Source organism: Uliginosibacterium sp. 31-12 (assembly GCF_030548425.1).
Taxonomy (GTDB): Bacteria; Pseudomonadota; Gammaproteobacteria; order Burkholderiales; family Rhodocyclaceae; genus Uliginosibacterium; species Uliginosibacterium aquaticum.
The window spans coordinates 820,169-839,867 of the sequence record NZ_JAUOOA010000001.1 but is presented as its reverse complement, the minus strand read 5'-3'; the positions used below and the strand labels follow the sequence as shown (position 1 = coordinate 839,867).

Annotated in this window: 20 protein-coding genes and 1 pseudogene; 9 read left to right on the top strand and 12 right to left on the bottom strand. The window is 61.1% G+C overall.

Annotated features, from left to right (window positions below):
* Positions 1-101: 101 nt before the first annotated feature.
* Positions 102-1,559: a nitrogenase molybdenum-iron protein alpha chain gene (nifD, locus tag Q3Y64_RS03985; protein ID WP_101943747.1), complete on the bottom strand. Its 1,458-nt coding sequence runs from the start codon at positions 1,557-1,559 to the stop codon at positions 102-104.
* A 110-nt stretch (positions 1,560-1,669) separates the two neighbouring features.
* Positions 1,670-2,551, bottom strand: coding sequence for a nitrogenase iron protein (nifH, locus tag Q3Y64_RS03980; RefSeq protein ID WP_101943745.1), 882 nt, complete (start codon positions 2,549-2,551; stop codon positions 1,670-1,672).
* 448 nt (positions 2,552-2,999) lie between these two features.
* Between nifH and Q3Y64_RS03975 the strand changes: the two genes are divergently transcribed.
* From Q3Y64_RS03975 to Q3Y64_RS03945, 7 genes are all read left to right on the top strand, one after another.
* Positions 3,000-3,452 carry a group II truncated hemoglobin gene (locus tag Q3Y64_RS03975; RefSeq protein ID WP_303560194.1) on the top strand — a complete coding sequence of 151 codons (453 nt, stop codon included), beginning with the start codon at positions 3,000-3,002 and terminating at the stop codon, positions 3,450-3,452.
* Positions 3,436-4,032, top strand: coding sequence for a hypothetical protein (locus tag Q3Y64_RS03970; protein WP_101943740.1), 597 nt, complete (start codon positions 3,436-3,438; stop codon positions 4,030-4,032). Before Q3Y64_RS03975 ends, Q3Y64_RS03970 begins: the two co-directional genes overlap by 17 nt.
* Positions 4,033-4,178: 146 nt before the next feature.
* Complete coding sequence (gene draG / locus Q3Y64_RS03965; RefSeq protein WP_303560193.1) at positions 4,179-5,114, top strand: ADP-ribosyl-[dinitrogen reductase] hydrolase; 936 nt, start codon at positions 4,179-4,181, stop codon at positions 5,112-5,114.
* Positions 5,114-5,533 (top strand): ArsC/Spx/MgsR family protein, encoded by a 420-nt coding sequence (locus tag Q3Y64_RS03960; protein WP_303560192.1) that lies wholly within the window; start codon positions 5,114-5,116, stop codon positions 5,531-5,533. Before draG ends, Q3Y64_RS03960 begins: the two co-directional genes overlap by 1 nt.
* A complete protein-coding gene (locus tag Q3Y64_RS03955) occupies positions 5,530-5,805 on the top strand; it encodes a DUF6156 family protein (RefSeq protein ID WP_303560191.1) in 276 nt (91 codons plus the stop codon). Before Q3Y64_RS03960 ends, Q3Y64_RS03955 begins: the two co-directional genes overlap by 4 nt.
* Positions 5,802-6,407 carry a glutathione S-transferase family protein gene (locus Q3Y64_RS03950; RefSeq protein WP_303560190.1) on the top strand — a complete coding sequence of 202 codons (606 nt, stop codon included), beginning with the start codon at positions 5,802-5,804 and terminating at the stop codon, positions 6,405-6,407. The genes Q3Y64_RS03955 and Q3Y64_RS03950 overlap by 4 nt, the downstream gene beginning before the upstream one ends.
* 23 nt (positions 6,408-6,430) lie before the next feature.
* Positions 6,431-6,823, top strand: coding sequence for a transcriptional regulator (locus tag Q3Y64_RS03945; RefSeq protein ID WP_101943732.1), 393 nt, complete (start codon positions 6,431-6,433; stop codon positions 6,821-6,823).
* 284 nt (positions 6,824-7,107) lie between these two features.
* Here the strand turns inward: Q3Y64_RS03945 and kdpE are convergent, their stop codons facing one another.
* From kdpE to Q3Y64_RS03910, 7 genes and pseudogenes are all read right to left on the bottom strand, one after another.
* Positions 7,108-7,791 carry a two-component system response regulator KdpE gene (gene kdpE / locus Q3Y64_RS03940; protein WP_101943730.1) on the bottom strand — a complete coding sequence of 228 codons (684 nt, stop codon included), beginning with the start codon at positions 7,789-7,791 and terminating at the stop codon, positions 7,108-7,110.
* Positions 7,788-10,460 carry a sensor histidine kinase KdpD gene (locus tag Q3Y64_RS03935; protein WP_303560189.1) on the bottom strand — a complete coding sequence of 891 codons (2,673 nt, stop codon included), beginning with the start codon at positions 10,458-10,460 and terminating at the stop codon, positions 7,788-7,790. The genes kdpE and Q3Y64_RS03935 overlap by 4 nt, the downstream gene beginning before the upstream one ends.
* On the bottom strand, positions 10,457-11,068 hold the full coding sequence (gene kdpC / locus Q3Y64_RS03930) for a potassium-transporting ATPase subunit KdpC (RefSeq protein ID WP_303560188.1): 612 nt from the start codon (positions 11,066-11,068) through the stop codon (positions 10,457-10,459). The genes Q3Y64_RS03935 and kdpC overlap by 4 nt, the downstream gene beginning before the upstream one ends.
* Entirely contained in the window at positions 11,068-13,155 is a 2,088-nt protein-coding gene (gene kdpB, locus Q3Y64_RS03925; RefSeq protein ID WP_303560187.1) for a potassium-transporting ATPase subunit KdpB, read from the bottom strand. The genes kdpC and kdpB overlap by 1 nt, the downstream gene beginning before the upstream one ends.
* Positions 13,156-13,168: 13 nt before the next feature.
* On the bottom strand, positions 13,169-14,953 hold the full coding sequence (gene kdpA / locus Q3Y64_RS03920; protein ID WP_303560186.1) for a potassium-transporting ATPase subunit KdpA: 1,785 nt from the start codon (positions 14,951-14,953) through the stop codon (positions 13,169-13,171).
* On the bottom strand, positions 14,950-15,042 hold the full coding sequence (kdpF, locus tag Q3Y64_RS03915) for a K(+)-transporting ATPase subunit F (protein WP_101943722.1): 93 nt from the start codon (positions 15,040-15,042) through the stop codon (positions 14,950-14,952). The genes kdpA and kdpF overlap by 4 nt, the downstream gene beginning before the upstream one ends.
* 376 nt (positions 15,043-15,418) lie before the next feature.
* Positions 15,419-15,654 (bottom strand): annotated as a pseudogene (locus tag Q3Y64_RS03910) (transposase); the annotation flags it as partial.
* Between the two features lie 157 nt (positions 15,655-15,811).
* On the opposite strand from Q3Y64_RS03910, the gene Q3Y64_RS03905 reads away from it, so the two are divergent.
* Positions 15,812-16,117 carry a DUF2325 domain-containing protein gene (locus tag Q3Y64_RS03905; RefSeq protein ID WP_101943721.1) on the top strand — a complete coding sequence of 102 codons (306 nt, stop codon included), beginning with the start codon at positions 15,812-15,814 and terminating at the stop codon, positions 16,115-16,117.
* A gap of 52 nt (positions 16,118-16,169) precedes the next feature.
* Here the strand turns inward: Q3Y64_RS03905 and Q3Y64_RS03900 are convergent, their stop codons facing one another.
* Positions 16,170-17,321: a methionine aminotransferase gene (locus tag Q3Y64_RS03900; RefSeq protein WP_368506639.1), complete on the bottom strand. Its 1,152-nt coding sequence runs from the start codon at positions 17,319-17,321 to the stop codon at positions 16,170-16,172.
* A gap of 210 nt (positions 17,322-17,531) precedes the next feature.
* Between Q3Y64_RS03900 and Q3Y64_RS03895 the strand changes: the two genes are divergently transcribed.
* The gene (locus Q3Y64_RS03895) at positions 17,532-17,879 is read left to right on the top strand and encodes a hypothetical protein (protein ID WP_303560185.1); all 348 of its coding nucleotides are present in this window, start codon (positions 17,532-17,534) and stop codon (positions 17,877-17,879) included.
* Here the strand turns inward: Q3Y64_RS03895 and Q3Y64_RS03890 are convergent.
* Positions 17,852-18,514, bottom strand: coding sequence for an alpha/beta hydrolase (locus Q3Y64_RS03890; protein ID WP_303560184.1), 663 nt, complete (start codon positions 18,512-18,514; stop codon positions 17,852-17,854). The genes Q3Y64_RS03895 and Q3Y64_RS03890 overlap by 28 nt on opposite strands.
* Before the next feature lie 70 nt (positions 18,515-18,584).
* On the bottom strand, positions 18,585-19,592 hold the full coding sequence (locus tag Q3Y64_RS03885) for a sulfate ABC transporter substrate-binding protein (protein WP_303560183.1): 1,008 nt from the start codon (positions 19,590-19,592) through the stop codon (positions 18,585-18,587).
* Between the last annotated feature and the right edge of the window lie 107 nt (positions 19,593-19,699).

Here is a 19,699-nt window from a genome sequence, read left to right as displayed (position 1 = left end):
GGTAGTTCTCCTGAAAATTTAGTGAGGAGTTGGGGGCGGGAGTGAGGAGGGGCGTTGCGCGGACTCTATCCCGCTCCTCTCCCCTCACTCCTCACACGGGCTTACTTCTTCCAGGGCGCCTTCGACAGGCCCCAGATCGGCGAGCTGATCGCCATGTCCATGTCACGAGCGAAGATGGCAAAGCCGTCGTAGCCGTGATACGGACCGGAGTAGTCCCAGCTGTGCATCTGGCGGAAAGGCACGCCCATCTTCTGGAACACGTACTTTTCCTTGATGCCCGAGCCGACCAGATCAGGCTTGACCTTCTCGACGAACTTTTCGAACTCGTAGCCAGTGACATCGTCATAGATCAGCGTGCCATCCTTGACGTAGTGCGTGGTGCGCTGATAGTCATCGTTGTGGCCGAATTCGTAGCCGGTGCCGACCACTTCCATGCCCAGATCTTCGTAGGCGCCAATCACGTGACGCGGGCGCAGACCACCCACGAAGAGCATGACCTTCTTGCCTTCCAGGCGCGGGCGGTACTTGTCGATCACTGCCTGCATCAGCGGCTTGTACTTGGCGATCACCTTCTCGGCATTGGCCTTGATGGTGTCGTCGAAGTGGCTGGCGATTTCGCGCAGCGACTCTTCGATCTTGGTCGGGCCGAAGAAGTTGTACTCAACCCATGGCACACCATACTTTTCTTCCATGTGACGGCTGATGTAGTTCATCGAGCGGTAGCAGTGAAGAACGTTGAGCTTGGCCTTGGGGGTGTTTTCCAACTCGGCGATGGTGCCGTCGCCCGACCATTGGGCGATCACGCGCAGGCCCATTTCTTCGAGCAGGATGCGTGAGGACCAGGCGTCGCCACCGATGTTGTAATCGCCGATAATGGCTACGTCATACGGAGTGGAAACGAAGTCCGGGCGCTTGTCCGGATCGGCCTTGTCGAACACCCAGTCGCGGATCGCGTCGTTGGCAATGTGGTGACCCAGGGACTGGGATACGCCACGGAAGCCTTCACAGCGCACCGGCACGATGGTGTGGCCGTTGTATTCCTTGCTCTTCTTCTTCGATACGGCCTCGATGTCGTCACCGATCAGGCCGATCGGACATTCCGACTGTACCGAGATGCCCTTGTTGAGCGGGAAGAGTTGCTGGATCTCGTCCATGATGACTTCCAGCTTCTTGTCACCGCCGAAGACGATGTCCTTTTCCTGGAAGTCGGAGGTGAATTGCATGGTCACGAAGGTGTCCACGCCGGTCACGCCGATGTAGTAGTTGCGGCGGGCGGCCCAGGAGTACTGGCCACAGCCGACCGGGCCGTGCGAGATGTGGATCATGTCCTTGATCGGACCCCACACCACACCCTTGGAGCCGGCATACGCGCAGCCGCGGATGGTCATCACGCCCGGCAGGGACTTGATGTTCGATTTCACGCCGCAGTCCGGCTTGCCTTCTTCATGCACGTTAAGGTGCTTGGCGCGCTTCTTGGCGGTTTTTTCCGGATAGGCCTTCAGCACCTCGTCAATGAGGGCTGCGTTTTGGGCCTTCTTTTCGTCGATTGTCATGCTCATTTCATCATCTCCTGTGCGCAATGCGAGAGTAGAGGGAAGAGAACCTTGTTACGCCGGCGGAAGCCGGGAGCCCGCCTGCGGCAAGGCTCCCGACCCTCGACTCTCGGTCCTCAGGCGGCCAGATCGGCAGCCGTCTTGCCCACTTGCGATTCGTCGATCTGCTTCATGATGCCGTGGGCCATCAGCAGGTCTTCGAGCTCGTCCATGGTGATCGGCGTCGGGATGATGCCGTTGCCCTTGTTGGCATGAACCTTCTCGGCGAGCGTGCGGTATTCGCCTGCCTGCTTGGAATCCGGAGCGAACTCCATCACGGTCATGCGGCGCAGCTCGGCGTGCTGAACGATGTTGTCGCGCGGCACGAAGTGGATCAGGCGGGTGCCCAGCTTGCCGGCCAGTGCTTCGGCCAGTTCCAGTTCCTTGTCGGTCTGACGCTCGTTGCAGATCAGGCCACCCAGACGCACGCCACCGGAGTTGGCGTACTTCAGAACACCCTTGGAGATGTTGTTGGCGGCGTACATGGCCATCATTTCGCCAGACATGACGATGTAGATTTCCTGCGCCTTGTTTTCGCGGATCGGCATGGCGAAGCCGCCACACACCACGTCACCCAGCACGTCGTACGACACGTAATCCATGCCGTCGTAAGCGCCGTTTTCCTCGAGGAAGTTGATCGAGGTGATTACACCGCGGCCGGCGCAGCCCACGCCCGGCTCCGGGCCACCGGATTCAACGCAGCGGATGTCGCGATAACCCACCTTCATGACATCTTCCAGTTCCAGGTCTTCCACGGAACCGGCTTCCGCGGCCAGCGACAAGATGGTGTCCTGTGCCTTGGCGTGCAGGATCAGGCGGGTGGAGTCGGCCTTGGGGTCGCAGCCGACGATGAGGATTTTCTGGCCCATTTGCGCAAGCGCGGCCAGCGTGTTTTGCGAGGTGGTGGATTTGCCGATCCCACCTTTGCCGTAGAAGGCAATCTGACGAAGGTCTGACATGTTGTTTCTCCTGAATCGTTGAGCAGTGATGTTGCTGCAATCGAAAAATGTCCTCTGTTGGGAACGTCGGACAAGCAGTCGATCTACCGTGCCCCGGATGCAGCCCCTCGCGCCTTTTTTGCTCTTCAAAGTAAGCGACTTGTTGGCGAGACATGGTCGGTGCGAGGACCATTCAGCAACTGGCGTGCCAAGTTTTCACGGATTTCTTGAAAAGCTTGCCAAATGGTCGTTTCGGAAGTTCTTCGTGGTGCCGGCGAAGTCATTTCCGGATATCGACAAAGCTGACATTCACGCCGCCACACCGCTCGAATGAAAGGAGTGTCATTTCGCTGTGTGTCGTATCTGAAGTGCTCCGTTTCGCACGCGCGCCGCACGCACTCAGGCATTGAGCCCTGCGGGTATGACACTTGCTGAGGGCAGGGCATAGCCAGGTCGAGAGGAAACCCAAATGCACGCCCAGCCTTCACTGATCCAGCCCGTAGCGGTCACCGGCAACGCGCGGGCGACGCATTTCGAGCGTATCGGTGGAGCCGAACCGATCGCCCTGCTGGCTGAGCGCTTCTATCACCACATGGATACGCAGCCCGAGGCGGCTGCCATCCGCGCCATGCACCCGGCCGATCTAACTCCGGTGAGGAAAGTGCTGGAGCTGTTCCTCGTCGAATGGATGGGCGGCAGCAAAGACTATTCGGCCATGCGCGGCCATCCGCGCCTGCGCATGCGCCACATGGAATTCCCGCTCGGAGTGGCGGCACGCGATGCCTGGATGAACTGCATGCGCGCCGCCCTGAATGAAGTCGTGACCGATGCAGAGCTCAGGACGCAACTCGAAGCAGCCTTTTTCAAAACCGCGGATTTCATTCGCAACCAACAGGAGAATCACCATGACAACGATCGATAAGACCGCGTTCGGCGTGCTCGAAGCCGAGGAACGCCTGCTCAATGGCGTGTTCAAGGGCGCTACGGCCGTCCCCGGACGCTTCGGCTTCCGTGGCGACATCGCCATTGAGTTTCAGCCCAAGATGGCCGATGAGAAGCGCCCGCCTGAGAAGTGCTGCGAGCAGGTCATGGCTGCCGCCAACGAAGGCGAGCCGCATTTCATCTTTCTTGCCGGCTTCCTGCTCTCCTTCGGCTACCTCAAGCTGCTTGCCGAAGTGCTGGGCGAAGCGTTGTCGCCCGCAGGCAAGTACATCCTCTTCTGCGACAACATCGATCTGTCGAAGAAGTACGTTATCGACTATGCCGGCGCCACCTTCTACATCCTGCCGATCGACGAAGCCACGGTGTACAACGAAACGCTCGAGCTGCTCTACCTGGAGAAGAATGAGCTCAAGAAGATGGACACCGGCGGCAAGCTCGATGCAGTGGTCAATGCGGGCGTGAAGTTCGTGGGCGACCGCAAATTCATCAAGAGCACGTATGACGAGCTGGTGGCCACCATGGGGCCGGTGCGCAATCCCTACGAAAACCGTCCCGTCTAGGACACACGCGAATCAAGCTCCTGCGCGGCTCAATCTCGAAGCTCCGGTGATCAGCGTACCCACTACGTTTCTGCTCCTCGCTTCGACCTTGAACCGCTCGCTATGCTTGCTTCGCATGTGTCAGCCCCATGAGTCAGGAGTCATGAATGGCTGAAGCCTTGCTGGATCAATCTGCCGCCGCCGGTGCGCCACCGCTGTCCCTGCTCGATCGTGCGCTCGGCGCCTATCTGGGCCTGGCCATCGGTGACGCGCTGGGCGCCACGGTGGAATTCATGACGCCACGCGAGATCATGTCCAAGTACGGCACCCACCGCGAGATCATTGGCGGTGGCTGGCTGCGCCTGAGGCCCGGTCAGGTGACGGACGACACCACCATGGCGCTTGCGCTTGGGGATGCCATTGTGACGGCACGCGGCTGGGATCTCACTGAGGTGGCCGAGCACTTTGTGGGCTGGCTGCGCAGCAAGCCGGTGGATTGTGGCAACACCTGCCGGCGCGGTATCCGCCGCTACATGCAGGAGGGCAGCCTCGTGGCCGCCTTCAACGAAGGTGATGCGGGCAACGGCGCGGTCATGCGCAATCTGCCGGTGGTGCTGGGTTTCCTGAACAACGAGCAGGCCCTGATCGATTACAGCCTCGCGCAGGGGCGTATCACCCACGGCCATCCTTTGTCCGATCTGGCCAATGTGGCCCTTGCACGCATGACGGCCGCCCTCCTGCGCGGTGAGGGCATGGCCGTCGTGCAGGCCATCGCCGATGAGTTCTTTACCCTCGAGCCACGTTTCTCCATCCAGGCCTATCGCGGCCGTGCCACCGGCTATGTGGTGGACACCGTGCAGACCGTGCTCTACCACTTCTTCAATCACGAAGACTTCGAGAACAGCCTGATCGCCGTGGTCAATCGCGGGGATGACGCTGATACCACTGGCGCCCTCGTTGGCATGCTGGCGGGCGCCCGTTATGGCACCCGGGCGTTTCCGCGCCAATGGATCCGCCGCATCGATCCTGACGTGCGCCATCGCATCGAAGTACAAACGCGACAATTGCTCTCTCTGCACACGCCCATCGGCGGGAGAAGCTGATGGCCCACATCGTCTTCTACGAAAAGCCGGGCTGCGGCGGCAATGCAAAACAGAAAGCCTGGCTGACGGCTGCCGGTCACACGCTTGAAGTGCGTGATCTGCTGCACTGGGCCTGGACGCCCGAGCGCCTGCTGGCCTTTCTGGCGCCATTGCCGGTAGCCGACTGGTTCAATCGCGCGGCGCCCGCGGTGCGTGATGGACTGATCCAGCCGGAGCAGCTCTCGGCCGAACAGGCCCTTGCCGCATTGCTGGCCCAACCACTCCTGATCCGTCGCCCACTGCTTAGCCTGGAAGATGGCTGCTGCCTGGTGGGCTTCGATGAAACATGGCAGCGCGGCCATCTGATCGGCACACCAACAGCCCCCGCGCCTGCAGAAGGCTGTGCCGCGCGGGTGAGCCCTTGTGGAACGGCAACATGAGCCCGCGCTTCTTCCTTTCCTACTCAGGCGTACGCCTGCCACTGCAACTCGTTGAAGAGTTGCCGGAAGCGGCCCTGCGCAACCGCAACACCTGGTTCCGCGCCGAATATGATGCACAGGGCGCCCTGATACGGGTCGAAAAAATCGTCTATGGCGAAGTAGAAATGACGCATCGTTACACATACGACAGTGAGCTGAGGCTGCAGGAAGCCATTGTTACCTTTGCCGATGAAGAGCCACAGATCATGCGCTTCAGCGAGGCCTCCGCATGAAGCTCTACATGGCGCCCGGGTCCTGCACCACCGGTATCCACATCCTGCTTGAGGAGCTGGGGCTGCCCTTCGAAGCGTGGATCATCAGCATCCCGGCCGGCCAGCATCTGCACCCCGATTATTTGGCGCTCAATCCCAAGGGCAGCATCCCGACGCTGGTGCTGGACGATGGGCAGTCCCTCACCGATTACATCGCCATCTCCTACTGGCTCGCACGCCGTCATCCCCGTGCCCGGCTCATGCCTGAAGATACGCTGGCTGCCGCACGGGTCATGGAAGTCCTTGCCTATGTAGTGGGCACCGTACACGGTCAGGGCTTTGCACGCCTCTTCAATGCTGAGGGTTTTGCAGGCAGCGGCAAGGAAGCCCTCCAGGAGCAGGGTCGGGCGATTGTCGACAAGGCCTTTGCCATTCTCGACACCCAGCTTATCGGGCCTTACGCGGCCGGCGAGTTCTCGATTGCCGACCCGGCCTTGTTCTATGTTGAGTTCTGGGCTGACAAACTGGACATCCCCTTGCCCCTCAGGCTTTCCGCGCATTACACCCTGATGCGCAGCCGTCCTGTCGTGCAGCAAGTACTGCGCGAAGAAGGCTACCGCTGAATGCGCGCCCGAGCGAAAACGCCATGAGCCTCATCGACGAACACTGTGGACTGCTGGCCTACGACTATCAGCACTTCGCCCATGCCAAGGAGTTCGTCTTCCGCCAGTGGTGCGCCTTCGCCAGCGAGCGCCAGGCCCTGCGCCCGGAAGACCTCTCCGGCGCCTGCAAGTACGGCTCCCAGTTCATGCGCATCGTCTTCGGCGGCAGCATCGAAGGGCATTACGAACACCAGTACAACCGCATCGCCGGCCGCCTAGTCGATCTTGGTCACGACGCGCAGGACGTCGGCCGCATGCGCTTTCCCTACCTGCACGAAGCCGGCTACTTCGAAATACCCGAACAGCAAGCCGCCATGCGCGCCTGCCTGCCGCGCGTGGGGCGCTGGGCGGAGGCGTTCATGGGAGAGCAGGGCTAAGCTGCTCTACATTTCAGGGTGGGTGGAGCATCTGTTGGACTTGGTCGTCCAAAACTCCACGGGTGACCTTGAGCGCTTTGCGCGAGCCATGACATCACGCTGATGGACTTCAAGGCAGGTATCGGACAGGTTCGGTCTGTCGCTTTATCCATGAACCCGTCATTCAGATGACCGCTTCACTTTGAAACCGGCCGCAAAGCCTATGCGTGCTGCCCGGCCGAAGCGGTCATTGGGATTGTTCTCGCCTAGCGGCGGCTATCCACTTGGTTGCTGTCGCAGTACGTTCAATTTTTCAAGCGATAGCCGACACCGGTTTCGGTCAACAGGTATTCCGGTTGTGCCGGGCTGTGCTCCAGCTTCTCGCGTAACTGCTTCATGTAGATCCGCAGGTAGTGGGTACGCTCGGCGTAGCCTGGCCCCCAGGCATCCATCATCAACTGTCTATGCGTCAGCACGCGGCCGTGGCCACGCATGAGCACGGTCAGCAGGCGATATTCGATGGGTGTGAGATGCACTTCTTCTCCAGCGCGGGTTACACGGCGCTGGATCATGTCTACCGTCACATCTCCAAAACCGAATACGGCTTGCTCACCGACGGCCATACTGGCCTGGCGGCGCACTTGCGCTCGAACACGCGCCAGTAATTCGGGGACACCAAAGGGTTTGACCAGATAGTCATCGGCACCAGCGTCCAGAGCCGCGACCTTTTCACTTTCCTGGGTGCGTGCCGACAGCACAATGATGGGTATGCGCGACCAAGTGCGCACGTCGCGGATGACGTCGAGCCCGTCGCGATCAGGCAGGCCTAGATCGAGAATCAGTAGCTCGGGTTGTCGCGTACCGGCTTCGATCAAGCCACGCTCTGCGCAATCCGCTTCGAAGACTTCACAACCTTCTGTTTCCAGTGAGGCGCGTACGAAGCGCCGGATCACCGGGTCGTCTTCAATAATCAGTACTCGGCTGCTCATGCATCCTTCTCCAGGTTGGCAGCCTCGGGGGGCTCGCCCAGCGGCAGGCTGAAGCTGAAACTAGCCCCGCCATTGGCCCGATTGTGCGCTTCAATGTGGCCGCCATGCGCACTCACGATGGCGCGACAGATGGCCAAGCCAAGGCCAACACCGGGTTGTGCGGACTCGGTATCACCTCGCTCGAATTTTGCAAACAGGCGTTCAGTGGGGCCTGTCGGCAAGCCCGGGCCGTCATCGTCCACGCTGACCTGTAGCATCCGCCCCGCCAATTCGGCTGAGATGCGGATGTGGCTGGCTGCCGGCGTGTATTTAATGGCGTTGTCGAGCAAGTTCACCAGTACGCGCTCGATCAGTACCGGATCAAATTCGCATAGGGGCAAATCGGGCTCGATACGGGTTTCGAGCTGATGCGATGCCAGTTGTACGCTAAATTGGCGACTGGCTGTTTCGATCACCTCTTCAATCGCACACCAGTCGCGCTTTACTTCGATGCGACCGGTCTGCAGGCGTGCCATGTCCAGCAGATTGGAAACCAATGCGGTCAGGCGATGGGCTGTGTCGCGCATGCCTTGAATCATTTCCTGCTCTTCTGGTGGCCGCGATGGCCGAGCTGCCAGCGTATCAGCCATGCCGACCAAGCCGGTCAGGGGGGTGCGCAGATCGTGCGATACAGCGGCCAGCAGTGAGTTGCGCAGGCGCTCGGACTCCATACTGACCAGCGCCTCCTGTGCGACCTCAACGTAATGCACACGCTCCAGCGCCTGGGCGATCTGACTGATGCAGGTTTCCAGCTGACGGGTGATGGCCGGTTCGTCCAGTACCAGGCCATGTCCGGGAAGCAAGCCCAGTACGCCGCGTACCCGCATCGGTGCGCGCAGCGGCAAGTAGCGCGCCTTGGCCGCCGGCAGGGTGGCCGTGCCACGACCAGCCTCCTGCTCATGCTCGAAGACCCATTGCGCCACCGCGAGATCGACGAAATCGCTGTCGGGCGCATGCGCTGGTCGGACCTTGGCTTCCGCGTCCGGCAGCAGAATGGAAACGCGCGCCTGAAAAATACCCGCCAGGTTCTGCAGGGCGACATCAACGATCTGCTCGGTGGAAAGCGCGGCGGAAAGAGCACGTGATAGTTCGGCCAGCTGCGCCGAACGGTGCTCGCGCTCGGCAGCCATCACAGCCTCAAACTTCAACTTGGCCGCGAGCTGACCGATCACCAGGGCCACCACCAGCATGAGCAGGAAGGTGAATACGTACTGGGTGTCATTGACCGTAAAGGTCAGGCGTGGCGGCACGAAGAAGAAATCGAAAGACGCTACGCTGAGGCAGGCGGCCAGCGCGCCGGGCCCGCGCCCGAAGCGCAAGGCCACGCCCACCACGGCGAGCAGGAAGACCATCACCACGTTCGCCAGGTCGAACACCGACAGGAGCAAGGCGGCAAAGGCAGTGGTGGTGGCACAGATGACGATGGCCCAGACGTAGCCGCGCCAGTTCACGGGCAGGCGACGCTCAGGCGCCTCTTTGCGGTTTTCGTGATGCGGTAGGCCAACCACGACGATTTCCAGCTCATGTTCGAGCAGGGCCAGCCGATCCAGCAGAGAGGGGTGCAGCAGCCGTTGCCAGACGCCGCGTCGTGCGCGTCCGAGTACCAGCTTGCCTGCGTTCCGGTTGATGGCGAAACGCACCAGTGCGTCTGCTGCGTTCACGGCGCTCAGGCTGCACACCTCGGCCCCCAGCGAGGCCGCCAGCTTCAGCGCGTTGCGCCGGCGCCCGCGATGCGATTCGGATTCGCCGGCCATGTCGGGCGTTTCCACGCTGACCGCAATCCACTCGGCCTGCGTATGACTGGCCATGCGTGCGGCATTTCTAACCAGCGTTTCGCCGCCCGTTCCGGGGCCGATGCAGACGATCAGGCGATCACGCGTCTGCCACACACGATCAATTGCACGGTCGGCGCGGTAGGCGCGCATTTGCGCATCCACGCGGTCTGCCGTGCGACGCAGGGCCAGTTCGCGCAGGGCGATCAGGTTGCCGGTGCGGAAGAAGTTGTCGGCGGCGCGCTCCGCAGCATCACCCAGATAAACCTTGCCCGCCTTGAGGCGACTCTGCAATTCTTCGGGCGGCAAGTCGATCAGCGAGACTTCATCTGCACGCTCATAGACTTGATCGGGCACCGTTTCATGCACGCGTATCCCGGTGATGCTGCCGACCACATCGTTGAGGCTTTCCAGGTGCTGGACGTTGAGTGCCGTCCACACATCGATCCCGGCGGCCAGCAGTTCTTCCACATCTTGCCAACGTTTGCGGTGACGGCTGCCTTCGATGTTGGTATGCGCCAGTTCATCGACCACGATCAGCGCCGGCTTGCGGGCCAGGGCAGCGTCCAGATCGAATTCGGCAAGCGTTCGCCCGCGATAGGCCACCTCGCGCCGTGGCAACAGCGGCAAGCCTTCGAGCAGCGCAGACGTTTCGCTGCGGCCGTGGGTTTCCACCACGCCGATCAGCACGTCCGCGCCCTCGGCAAGCTTCTGCCGGGCTGCGTTGAGCATGGCGTAGGTCTTGCCCACCCCGGCGCAGGCGCCGAAGAAAATCTTCAGACGTCCACGCGCAGCCTGCTCGCTTTCGCGTTCCAGTGCGGCAAGCAGCCGGTCGGGGTCGGGCCTTTGGTCGGTCACTTCAGGGCATCCAGTGCGAGGTTCACCTGCAACACATTCACGCGCGCTTCACCGAACAGGCCGAAGGCAGGCTGCTCAGAGCATGCCTCGATGATAGCCTGCACTCGCTCAGCAGGCAGGCCGCGAACCTGAGCAATACGGGCAACTTGCCAGCGGGCTGCTCCGGGAGAAATGTGCGGGTCGAGGCCGGAGGCCGAGGCGGTAACCAGCTCCTGCGGTACCAGTCCGGTCTGCGCCGGGTTGGCTGTACGCTCCTCGGCAATACGAGCCTTGACCGTGTCGACAAGCGCCGGATTCAGCGGACCGAGATTGCTGCCGCTGGAGGCCAGTGCGTTATAGGGCTGCGGCCCGGTCGCCGAAGGCCGGCCCCACAGGTATTTCGCATCGCTGAAGGGCTGGCCGATCAACTCCGACCCGACAGTCTTGCCGTCTTTCAGAATCAGGCTGCCGTTGGCCTCGTGCGGGAAAAGGCCCTGGGCAATGCCCGTGATCAGCAATGGATAGGCGGCGCCGGTGATCAGGGTCAGGGCCAGAAACAGGCTGGCGGCAGGGCGCAATTCGGCCAGCAGCGTGTGCCAGATGGATTGGGATTGAGTTGTGGCGTTCATCATGCGACTCCCATGGAAGACAGGAACAAGTCGATCAACTTGATGCAGGGAAAAGGCAGCAACACGCCACCCAGACCATAGATCAGCAGATTGCGGCGCAGCAGAATGGCCGCGCCGAGTGGGCGATAGCGCACGCCGCGCAAGGCCAGCGGAATCAAGGCGACAATGATCAAGGCATTGAAGATCACGGCAGACAAGATGGCAGTAGCCGGGCTGGCCAAATGCATGATGTCCAGGCGCGCCAGCTGCGGATAGGTGCCGACGAAAACGGCGGGCAGAATCGCGAAGTACTTGGCGACGTCATTGGCCACCGAGAAGGTGGTCAGCGAGCCGCGCGTCATCAGCATCTGCTTGCCGGTTTCGACAATCTCGATCAGCTTGGTCGGGTTGGAGTCCAGATCGACCATGTTGCCGGCTTCCTTGGCGGCTTGCGTACCGGAATTCATCGCGACGGCCACATCGGCTTGCGCCAGTGCGGGCGCGTCATTGGTGCCGTCGCCGGTCATGGCCACCAGCCGCCCTTCGGCCTGATAGTCGCGGATCAGCTTGAGCTTGTCTTCCGGGCGGGCCTCGGCGAGGTAATCATCGACCCCCGCTTCGGCCGCGATGGCGGCAGCCGTGAGCTTGTTGTCGCCGGTGATCATCACTGTCTTGATGCCCATCTTGCGCAGCTCGGCGAAGCGCTCGCGGATGCCGCCCTTGACGATGTCTTTCAGTTCGATCACGCCCAGCACTTCGCGACCATCCGCAACCACCAACGGGGTGCCGCCACGCTTGGCGACCTCTTCGACGCTGTGCTGTACGGGCGCGGGAAAAGCGCCGCCCTGTTCCTCCACCCAGGCGTGTACTGACTCGGCGGCACCCTTGCGGATGTGGCGCATGTCATGCTGCTGAGCGTCCTGCCCGTCGATGTCGACCCCGCTCATGCGGGTTTGCGCGGTGAAAGGAACAAAGTGCGCTTCATGCAAATCGCGGCCACGCAGGTTGAACTTGTCCTTGGCCAGCACGACGATGCTGCGTCCTTCCGGGGTCTCATCGGCCAGCGAAGCGAGGTGCGCCGCATCGGCCAGAGCTTTTTCGCTCACACCCGGCGCAGGCAGAAAGGCGCTGGCCTGGCGGTTGCCGAGCGTGATGGTGCCAGTCTTGTCGAGCAACAGCACATCCACGTCGCCTGCCGCCTCGACCGCACGGCCCGAGGTGGCGATGACATTGGCCTGCATCATGCGGCTCATGCCAGCCACGCCAATAGCCGAGAGCAAACCGGCGATGGTGGTTGGAATCAGGCACACCAGCAAGGCGACCAGCGCCGTTACGCTGATCGGCGTGCCCAGGCCCGTGCTCGCCACGCTGTAGAGCGAGAAGGGCAAGAGGCTCACGCAGGCGAACAGGAAGATTAGGGTCATCGCCACGAGCAGGATGGTCAGTGCAATCTCGTTAGGTGTCTTGCCGCGCTTGGCGCCTTCCACCATGGCGATCATGCGGTCGAGGAAGGCGTCGCCCGGATTGGCCGTGACGCGGATCACCAGCCAGTCCGACAGCACTCGGGTGCTCCCTGTAACGGAACAGAAGTCGCCACCGGCCTCGCGAATCACTGGTGCAGATTCTCCGGTGATGGCGGATTCATCCACCGAAGCTACGCCTTCGATAACTTCCCCATCGCCGGGGATGGTTTCGCCCGCCGAGACGACAACCACATCACCGCTGCGCAAATCCCTGGACTCACGCAACTGCCACTGTGCGCCGTAACGTGGTTCATTCAAAACCTTGGCCCAGGTGGTACGACGCAGACCGCGCAAGGCTTCGGCTTGTGCCCGCCCGCGTCCTTCGGCCATGGCTTCGGCAAAGTTGGCAAAGAGCACGGTGAACCACAGCCAGATGGCGATAGCCCAGACGAAACCGGCCGGTGCATCGCCTTGGCCGGAGCTGGCCTGCACGGCCAGGAAGGTGGTCAGCGCACTGCCTATCCACACCACGAACATCACCGGGTTGCGCAGTTGCGCGCGTGGTGAAAGCTTGTATAAGGCTTGCAGCATGGCCGGACGAATCAACGCAGGGTCTAGCAGCGGAAGCGTAATTTTTTTGCTCATGTCATGCTTCCTTTCAGTGAAAGAGATTGAGATGTTCGACAATCGGGCCGAGCGCCAGAGCGGGCAGATAGGTCAGCGCGCCGACGAGGACGACCGTGCCGATCAACAGCACAATGAAGAGCGGGCCATGCGTGGGCAGCGTACCGGCCGTGACCACCAGACGCGGTTTGGCGGCGAGCCGCCCAGCAATCGCCAGCACCGGAACGATCACGGTAAATCGACCGAACCACATCACCAGCCCCAGCATCAGGTTGTAGAAGGGCGTGTTGGCTGACAGACCGGCGAAGGCGGAGCCATTGTTGTTGGCTGCTGAGGAGAAAGCGTAGAGCACCTCGGAGAAGCCGTGCGCGCCCGGGTTGGCCATGCTGGAGACGCCGGCCGTTGCCAGCACCGAGATGGCCGTACCGCCGAGAATCAGCAGAGGCGTGGCGAGAATCACGACCGCCACCATCTTCATCTCGTAAGACTCGATCTTCTTGCCCAGATATTCCGGCGTGCGTCCGATCATCAGGCCAGCCAGGAATACCGCTTCGATGGCGAAAACCAGCATGCCGTAGAGGCCTGCACCCACGCCACCGAACACCACTTCGCCCAGCTGGATCAGCCACATCGGCACCAGCCCACCCAGCGGCATGAAGCTGTCGTGCATGGCATTCACCGCGCCACAGGAGGCGGCCGTGGTGATCACCGCGAACAGCGCCGATTGCAGGCTGCCGAAGCGTACGTCCTTGCCTTCGAGGTTGCCCCCGCTGCCATCCATGCCTAGCGCGGTGAGCAAGGGATTGGCGTGCCCCTCGGCCCAGATAGTGATGGCCACCATGACCAGAAAAACCAGCGTCATTGCACCGAGAATCGCCAGGCCTTGACGGATATCACCGACCATGTGGCCGAGCGTGAAGCACAGTGCGGCCGGGATCAGGAAGATCGCCAGGATCTGCACGAGGTTGGCGAGCGGGGTCGGGTTCTCGTAAGGATGGGCGGAGTTGGCATTGAAGAAGCCACCACCATTGGTGCCGACCATCTTGATCGCTTCCTGTGAAGCAACCGGGCCCATGGGAAGCGACTGGGCCTTGGCAGTAACTGTTTCGGTCACGACCTGGCCCGCGGCATCCTTGAGTGGCTGACCATCTGCGCCGAGTTTGGGCTGGCTGTATTCGACTGGCTGCAGCAGCATGACTTCGGTCGGGCCGGAAAAGTTCTGCACGACGCCCTGCGCCACGAGGAAGACCGCCATCACGGTGGACAACGGCAGCAGCACACCGACGGTGGCCCGCGTCAGGTCCACCCACGCATTGCCGATGCCCGCTACCGAGCGACGCGCGAAGCCACGTACCAAGGCAATCGCCACCGCCAGACCAGTGGCCGCAGAGAGGAAGTTCTGTACCGCCAGACCGAGCATCTGGGTGAGGTGACTCATCGTCGCCTCGCCACTGTAGCCCTGCCAGTTGGTGTTGGTGACAAAACTGATGGCCGTGTTGAAAGCCGAGCCTGGCTCCACCGCGGCCATGCCGGCCGGATTGAGCGGCAGCCAGACCTGCAGACGTTGCAGCGCATACACCACAAGCACGCCGATGGCATTAAAGACCAGCAAGGCCAGGGCGTAGCGCCACCAGCTCATATCCTGTTCGGCACGGACGCCGCACAGACGATAGAAACGCCCGGCGACTGCCGCCAGACGCGGACAGCGCTCGGCCACCCGGCCTTCGAACAGATCGGCCAGATAGCGGCCCAGCGGCCAGGCGAGCAGAAACAGGATCAGCAGGTACAGCCCCACCTGCAAGACGGATGAGTGGTTCATGACATCTCCTCGGCGCGGAACAGCGCGACCAGCAGGTAGATGAAGAGCAGCAACGCGACGCCGCCAGCGATCCAGTAAAGGGCGCTCATTTCAGCCCCTCCAGCTTGTGGCAGCCCGCAATCAGCAATGCCACGCAGGCGAACGCGCCTGCCAGCAATGCGAGACATAGGAATTCAGACATGAAAGAGTTCTCCGGCAAGGGAGAGAACCCGCGTTCTCTCTTGCCCTGAACTCTAGATAGCCCTGAATAAAGCTTGTGTTGATACCGAACGGGCGAGCGTAAAGATCGCGTAAAGACGCGCGACTCGAAGCTGCATGCCATTCACGCGCATACAGAACCGACCCGGCCGCGGCCATCTATGTTGATCGACAGCTTAGTCCTGCAATGCAGCCTGTCTCGGGGAGTCATACCAATGACCGCAGTGGCCGAGCTGCACTTATTCAGTTTCCGCCCAGGGAGACTGCTCAGGATCTTTTCAGCAGCACGCTCAAGAATGCTAGGCGTATGAACTGGAGGCTGGTATTGAGCTGACGCTCCGCGGTTTTCGAGCGTCGGCGAGACTGCTCAAGCCGCGCAAACGAGCGCTCCACGATCCAGCGCTGAGGCCTAACCGCAAAGGTGTGCAATTGATTGCGCTTTGCCACCTCGACGGTCGCCCCAATTTCTCCTGTACGGCGTTGGCAAACGGAGCCCCGTTGTAACTATCTTTTCCTCATCCAGCCAGGCCAAGGCTTTCAAAAGATCGCGAACAGCTTCATAGGCCAGGTATTGGCATAAGCAGCTAATAAATTCATGGTTCTGCCCGCTGCAGATTATCCCTAAGCTGGGTTCCATCGACTTGGCTTGGGGAGAGTGTGATGAAGGCATTGATCGTCGGCGCGGATCATGTGGATCCGATCAGGCAGGAGCTGGAACAGAATCCTCATCTGAGAGGTTTCACGGTGACGGAACACTGGACTGGCCGAAAGGTTGGCGACGAGCGCCGCAAGATTCCCAGCGGCACGGGTCTGGTGGTGGTGATCTGCGATCGCATCAATCACCAGCTCCTGCGCAATGTGCGAGATCAGGCCAAGCGCCGCGAGCTGCCGCTGCTTTATGCGCGCCACTCCCTGATTGAAATCCGCGAAAAACTGGCCGACCTGGTGCTGGGGGGTGGGCATTGAGCAGACTCCTATGCTGCCCTTCACCCTGCTGACGCAGATCGGGAGCCGCTTCTCAGGCTCCCAGCCTGGCTAGGCGTGCGCTGGCAGCCTGCAGGGTTTGCGTTTGCTTGGCAAAACAGAAGCGCACGATTTTCTGTGCCGGTGGTTGCTGGTAGAACACCGAGATCGGAATACTTGCCACGCCATGCTCGAGGGTCAGCCAGCGGGAAAAGGCCACATCTTCCAGATCCGGCCGGATTGCCGAGTAGTCGGCGAGCTGGAAGTAGGTGCCCTGACTAGGCAGGAGCTTGAAGCCCGCTGACTTCAGCCCGGGAGCGAGCAAGGCGCGCCGCTCGGCAAAGAAGGCGGAGAGACCTTGCCAGCATGCAGGATCTGCAAGGTGAGCGGCCAAGGCATGCTGGGCCGGGGTGTTCACGGCGAAGACGAGGAACTGGTGGATCTTGCGGAACTCGGCGCTGAGCGCTGGCGGGGCGACGCAGTAGCCGATCTTCCAGCCGGTGGCGTGAAAGGTCTTGCCGAAGGAATACACCGCGAAGCTGCGTGCACGCAGGGCTGGATGAGTCAGCACGCTCTGATGGATCGCACCGTCGTAGATGAGGTGTTCATAGACTTCATCGGCCAGCACGAGCAGATCATGGCGCTCGGCTATCGCGGCCAGCGCATCCAGATCGGCCGCAGAAAACACCGAGGTCGCCGGGTTGTTCGGATTGTTGATCAGGATGAGTCGGGTTCGCGGCGTCACCGCGTGCTCCACTTGTTCCCAGTCCACCTTGAAGTCCGGTGCCATGAGTGCGATATGCACCGGTTTCGCGCCTTGCGCGAGAATGCTTGGGGCATAGCTGTCGTAGGAGGGATCGAGCAGGATGGCTTCGTCGCCCGCCTGCAGCACGCATGCAATGGCCGTGAACAATGCCTGGGTAGCGCCGGCGGTGACAGTGATTTCGCTGTCGGCATCGACTGCAATGCCATGCTGTAGCTGGAGTTTGGCGGCGATCACAGCACGCAGGGCAGGTAGGCCTGCCATCGGTGCGTACTGGTTGTGGCCGGCATGTGCGGCAGCGGCGAGGGCATCGAGCAGGGCCGGGTCGCAGGGGTAATCCGGAAAGCCTTGCGACAGGTTGATCGCGCCATGCTCGGCGGCGAGTGCGCTCATCACGCTGAAGATGGTGGTGCCGACGGCGGGGAGTTTGGACTGGATGGGCATGCTGCGGATGAGGCGTGGTGAGAGGAGGAAAGTTTATACCGGTCGTGGCCGGGGGCTGGGCAGATGCTGATTCGCCGTGCGGTGTTCAGCGGGCAGGGGGCTGAAAGTTGAATAAGTACATCGTGATTTATTCGTTCGGCTCAGCTTGTGTGCCTGTTTACTATCAAGGAAACCCTCCACCCCTCTTTGCCATCAGGAGCTCTTCCCGCCATGCCAGAAGGTGTATTGAACACCCGTCAGATCAACGCATTGCGTGCCTTGCTGGAGCGGCGTGATTTCACGCCCGAAGATGTCGCGCTGCTGGACTATCACACGCTGTCACGCATGCCGGGAATCGGTGGCAAGAGTCTGAACATCATTCGTGGCTGGCTAGCCGCCAATGGCCTGGATCTGGCCAACAGCCCGGATGACTATCGCAGCAGCCTGCGCTTCTGTCGCTTGCAGGAGCGCCTCGTCAAAGCCCGGCGTTTGCTCGAGAAGAATGGTTATGAGGTGGCGCACACGCCCGTGGATGAGGAGGGCGGTGGCCTTCACACGACGGGTTTTTCGTCGCCATAGAGCCAGCGGTGCCAGTTCGCTTGCAGGCGCTGATTGAACTGACGGGACTTCCGGGTGGCCGGCGTTTTCTTCCCTGCATCGAAGCGGAAATCAGGGTCCAGCGTACCCAGCGGCAGATCGGACTGCGTCTTGCGCAACTGCTCGAAGATATCGAGTCCTTCCTGCCATGCGCCAAAGCCTGAATCCACGTTGATATGCCCGGCATTGCCGAGATTGATCAGGCGTGCGCCCCACAGGTCTGCCCAGTAGGCGGCCTTCGTCAGGCGCATCCATGGGTCATTGCTGGAAGCCACGACGACGCTCGGGAACGCGAGTTTTTCGTGGGCGAGATAGCTGGCCACATCGAATTTGTCCGGGTCCGCAGGCGCCACAAACATGATGCCCGCAACCTTGTTCTGATAGCCTGTGGTGGCCAGTGCTGTTGCGAGGCAGCCGTAGCTGTGGGCGATGATCCAGACATGCCCCTTGGCGCGGTCCAGTTCATGCCGGATGGCGCCAGCCCAGCGCGGCAGATGGGGCGTGGCCCAGTCATCCTGTTCGATGCGCTGGGTGCCCGGGAGCTTTGTTTCCAGCCAGCTCTGCCAATGCTCGGGGCTGCTGCCATGCAGGCCCGGAACGATCAGGATTTTTGACATGGCGTAAGGCCCTCCGCAGGAAAGAGCGAGGCTGCACGCAGCCTCGCCTGGCTTGGAACAGCGCGTGCTGTCAGCGAATGCTGATCTGGTCGAAGACGCCGCCGTCAGCGAAGTGGGTCTTCTGGGCTTTCTGCCAGCCGCCGAAGACTTCGTCGATGGTGACCAGCTTCACCTTGGTAAATTGCTTTTCATACTTTTTGGCAATGGTCGGATCGATCGGACGATAGTAGTTCTGCGCTGCGATTTCCTGGCCGACCGGCGAGTAGAGATACTTCAGGTAGGCTTCGGCCACCTTGCGAGTGCCGCGACGATCGACGACCTTGTCCACCACGGAAACCGGCGGCTCAGCCAGGATGGAAATCGAGGGCACCACGATGTCGAACTTGTCCGGACCGAGTTCCTTCACTGCCAGATAGGCTTCGTTTTCCCAGGCCAGCAGCACGTCACCGATGCCACGTTCGACAAAGGTGGTGGTGGCACCGCGGGCGCCGGAATCGAGTACCTTCACATTGCTGAAGATGTTCTTCACGAAATCCTTGGCCTTGACATCATTGCCGCCCGGTTGCTGCAGGGCATAGGCCCAGGCTGCAAGATAGTTCCAGCGCGCACCGCCCGAAGTCTTGGGGTTCGGCGTAATGATGTCGACGCCCTTGCGGGTCAGGTCATTCCAGTCCTTGATGGCTTTCGGGTTGCCCTTGCGGACCAGAAAAACGATGGTCGAGGTGTAGGGCGAAGCGTTGTGGGGCAGGCGCTTCTGCCAGTCTGCGGGAAGAGTCTTGGCGATGCTGGCAATCTCGTCGATGTCGTAAGCCAGGGCCAGAGTGGTGACGTCGGCTTCAAGGCCATCGATCACGGCACGAGCCTGCTTGCCCGAACCACCGTGCGATTGCTTGATGGTGACGGTCTCGCCGGTCTTGGCTTTCCAGTCCGCCGCGAAGGCCTTGTTGAAGTCTTCGTAGAGTTCGCGGGTCGGATCGTAGGAAACGTTCAGCAGGGTGACGTCAGCCAGTGCCTGCGCTGCGCCGAGCAGGCTGAAGAGGGCGGCTGCGAGCACTTTCTTGCGCGGGGAGAACTTCATCGGGGTGTCCTTTCATTGTTGAGTGAGGCGACATGGACACTTTATGAAACACCGCTTATCAAGAGAACGAATAAAAATCGCATTGCTAATAACAAAATCATGCATAA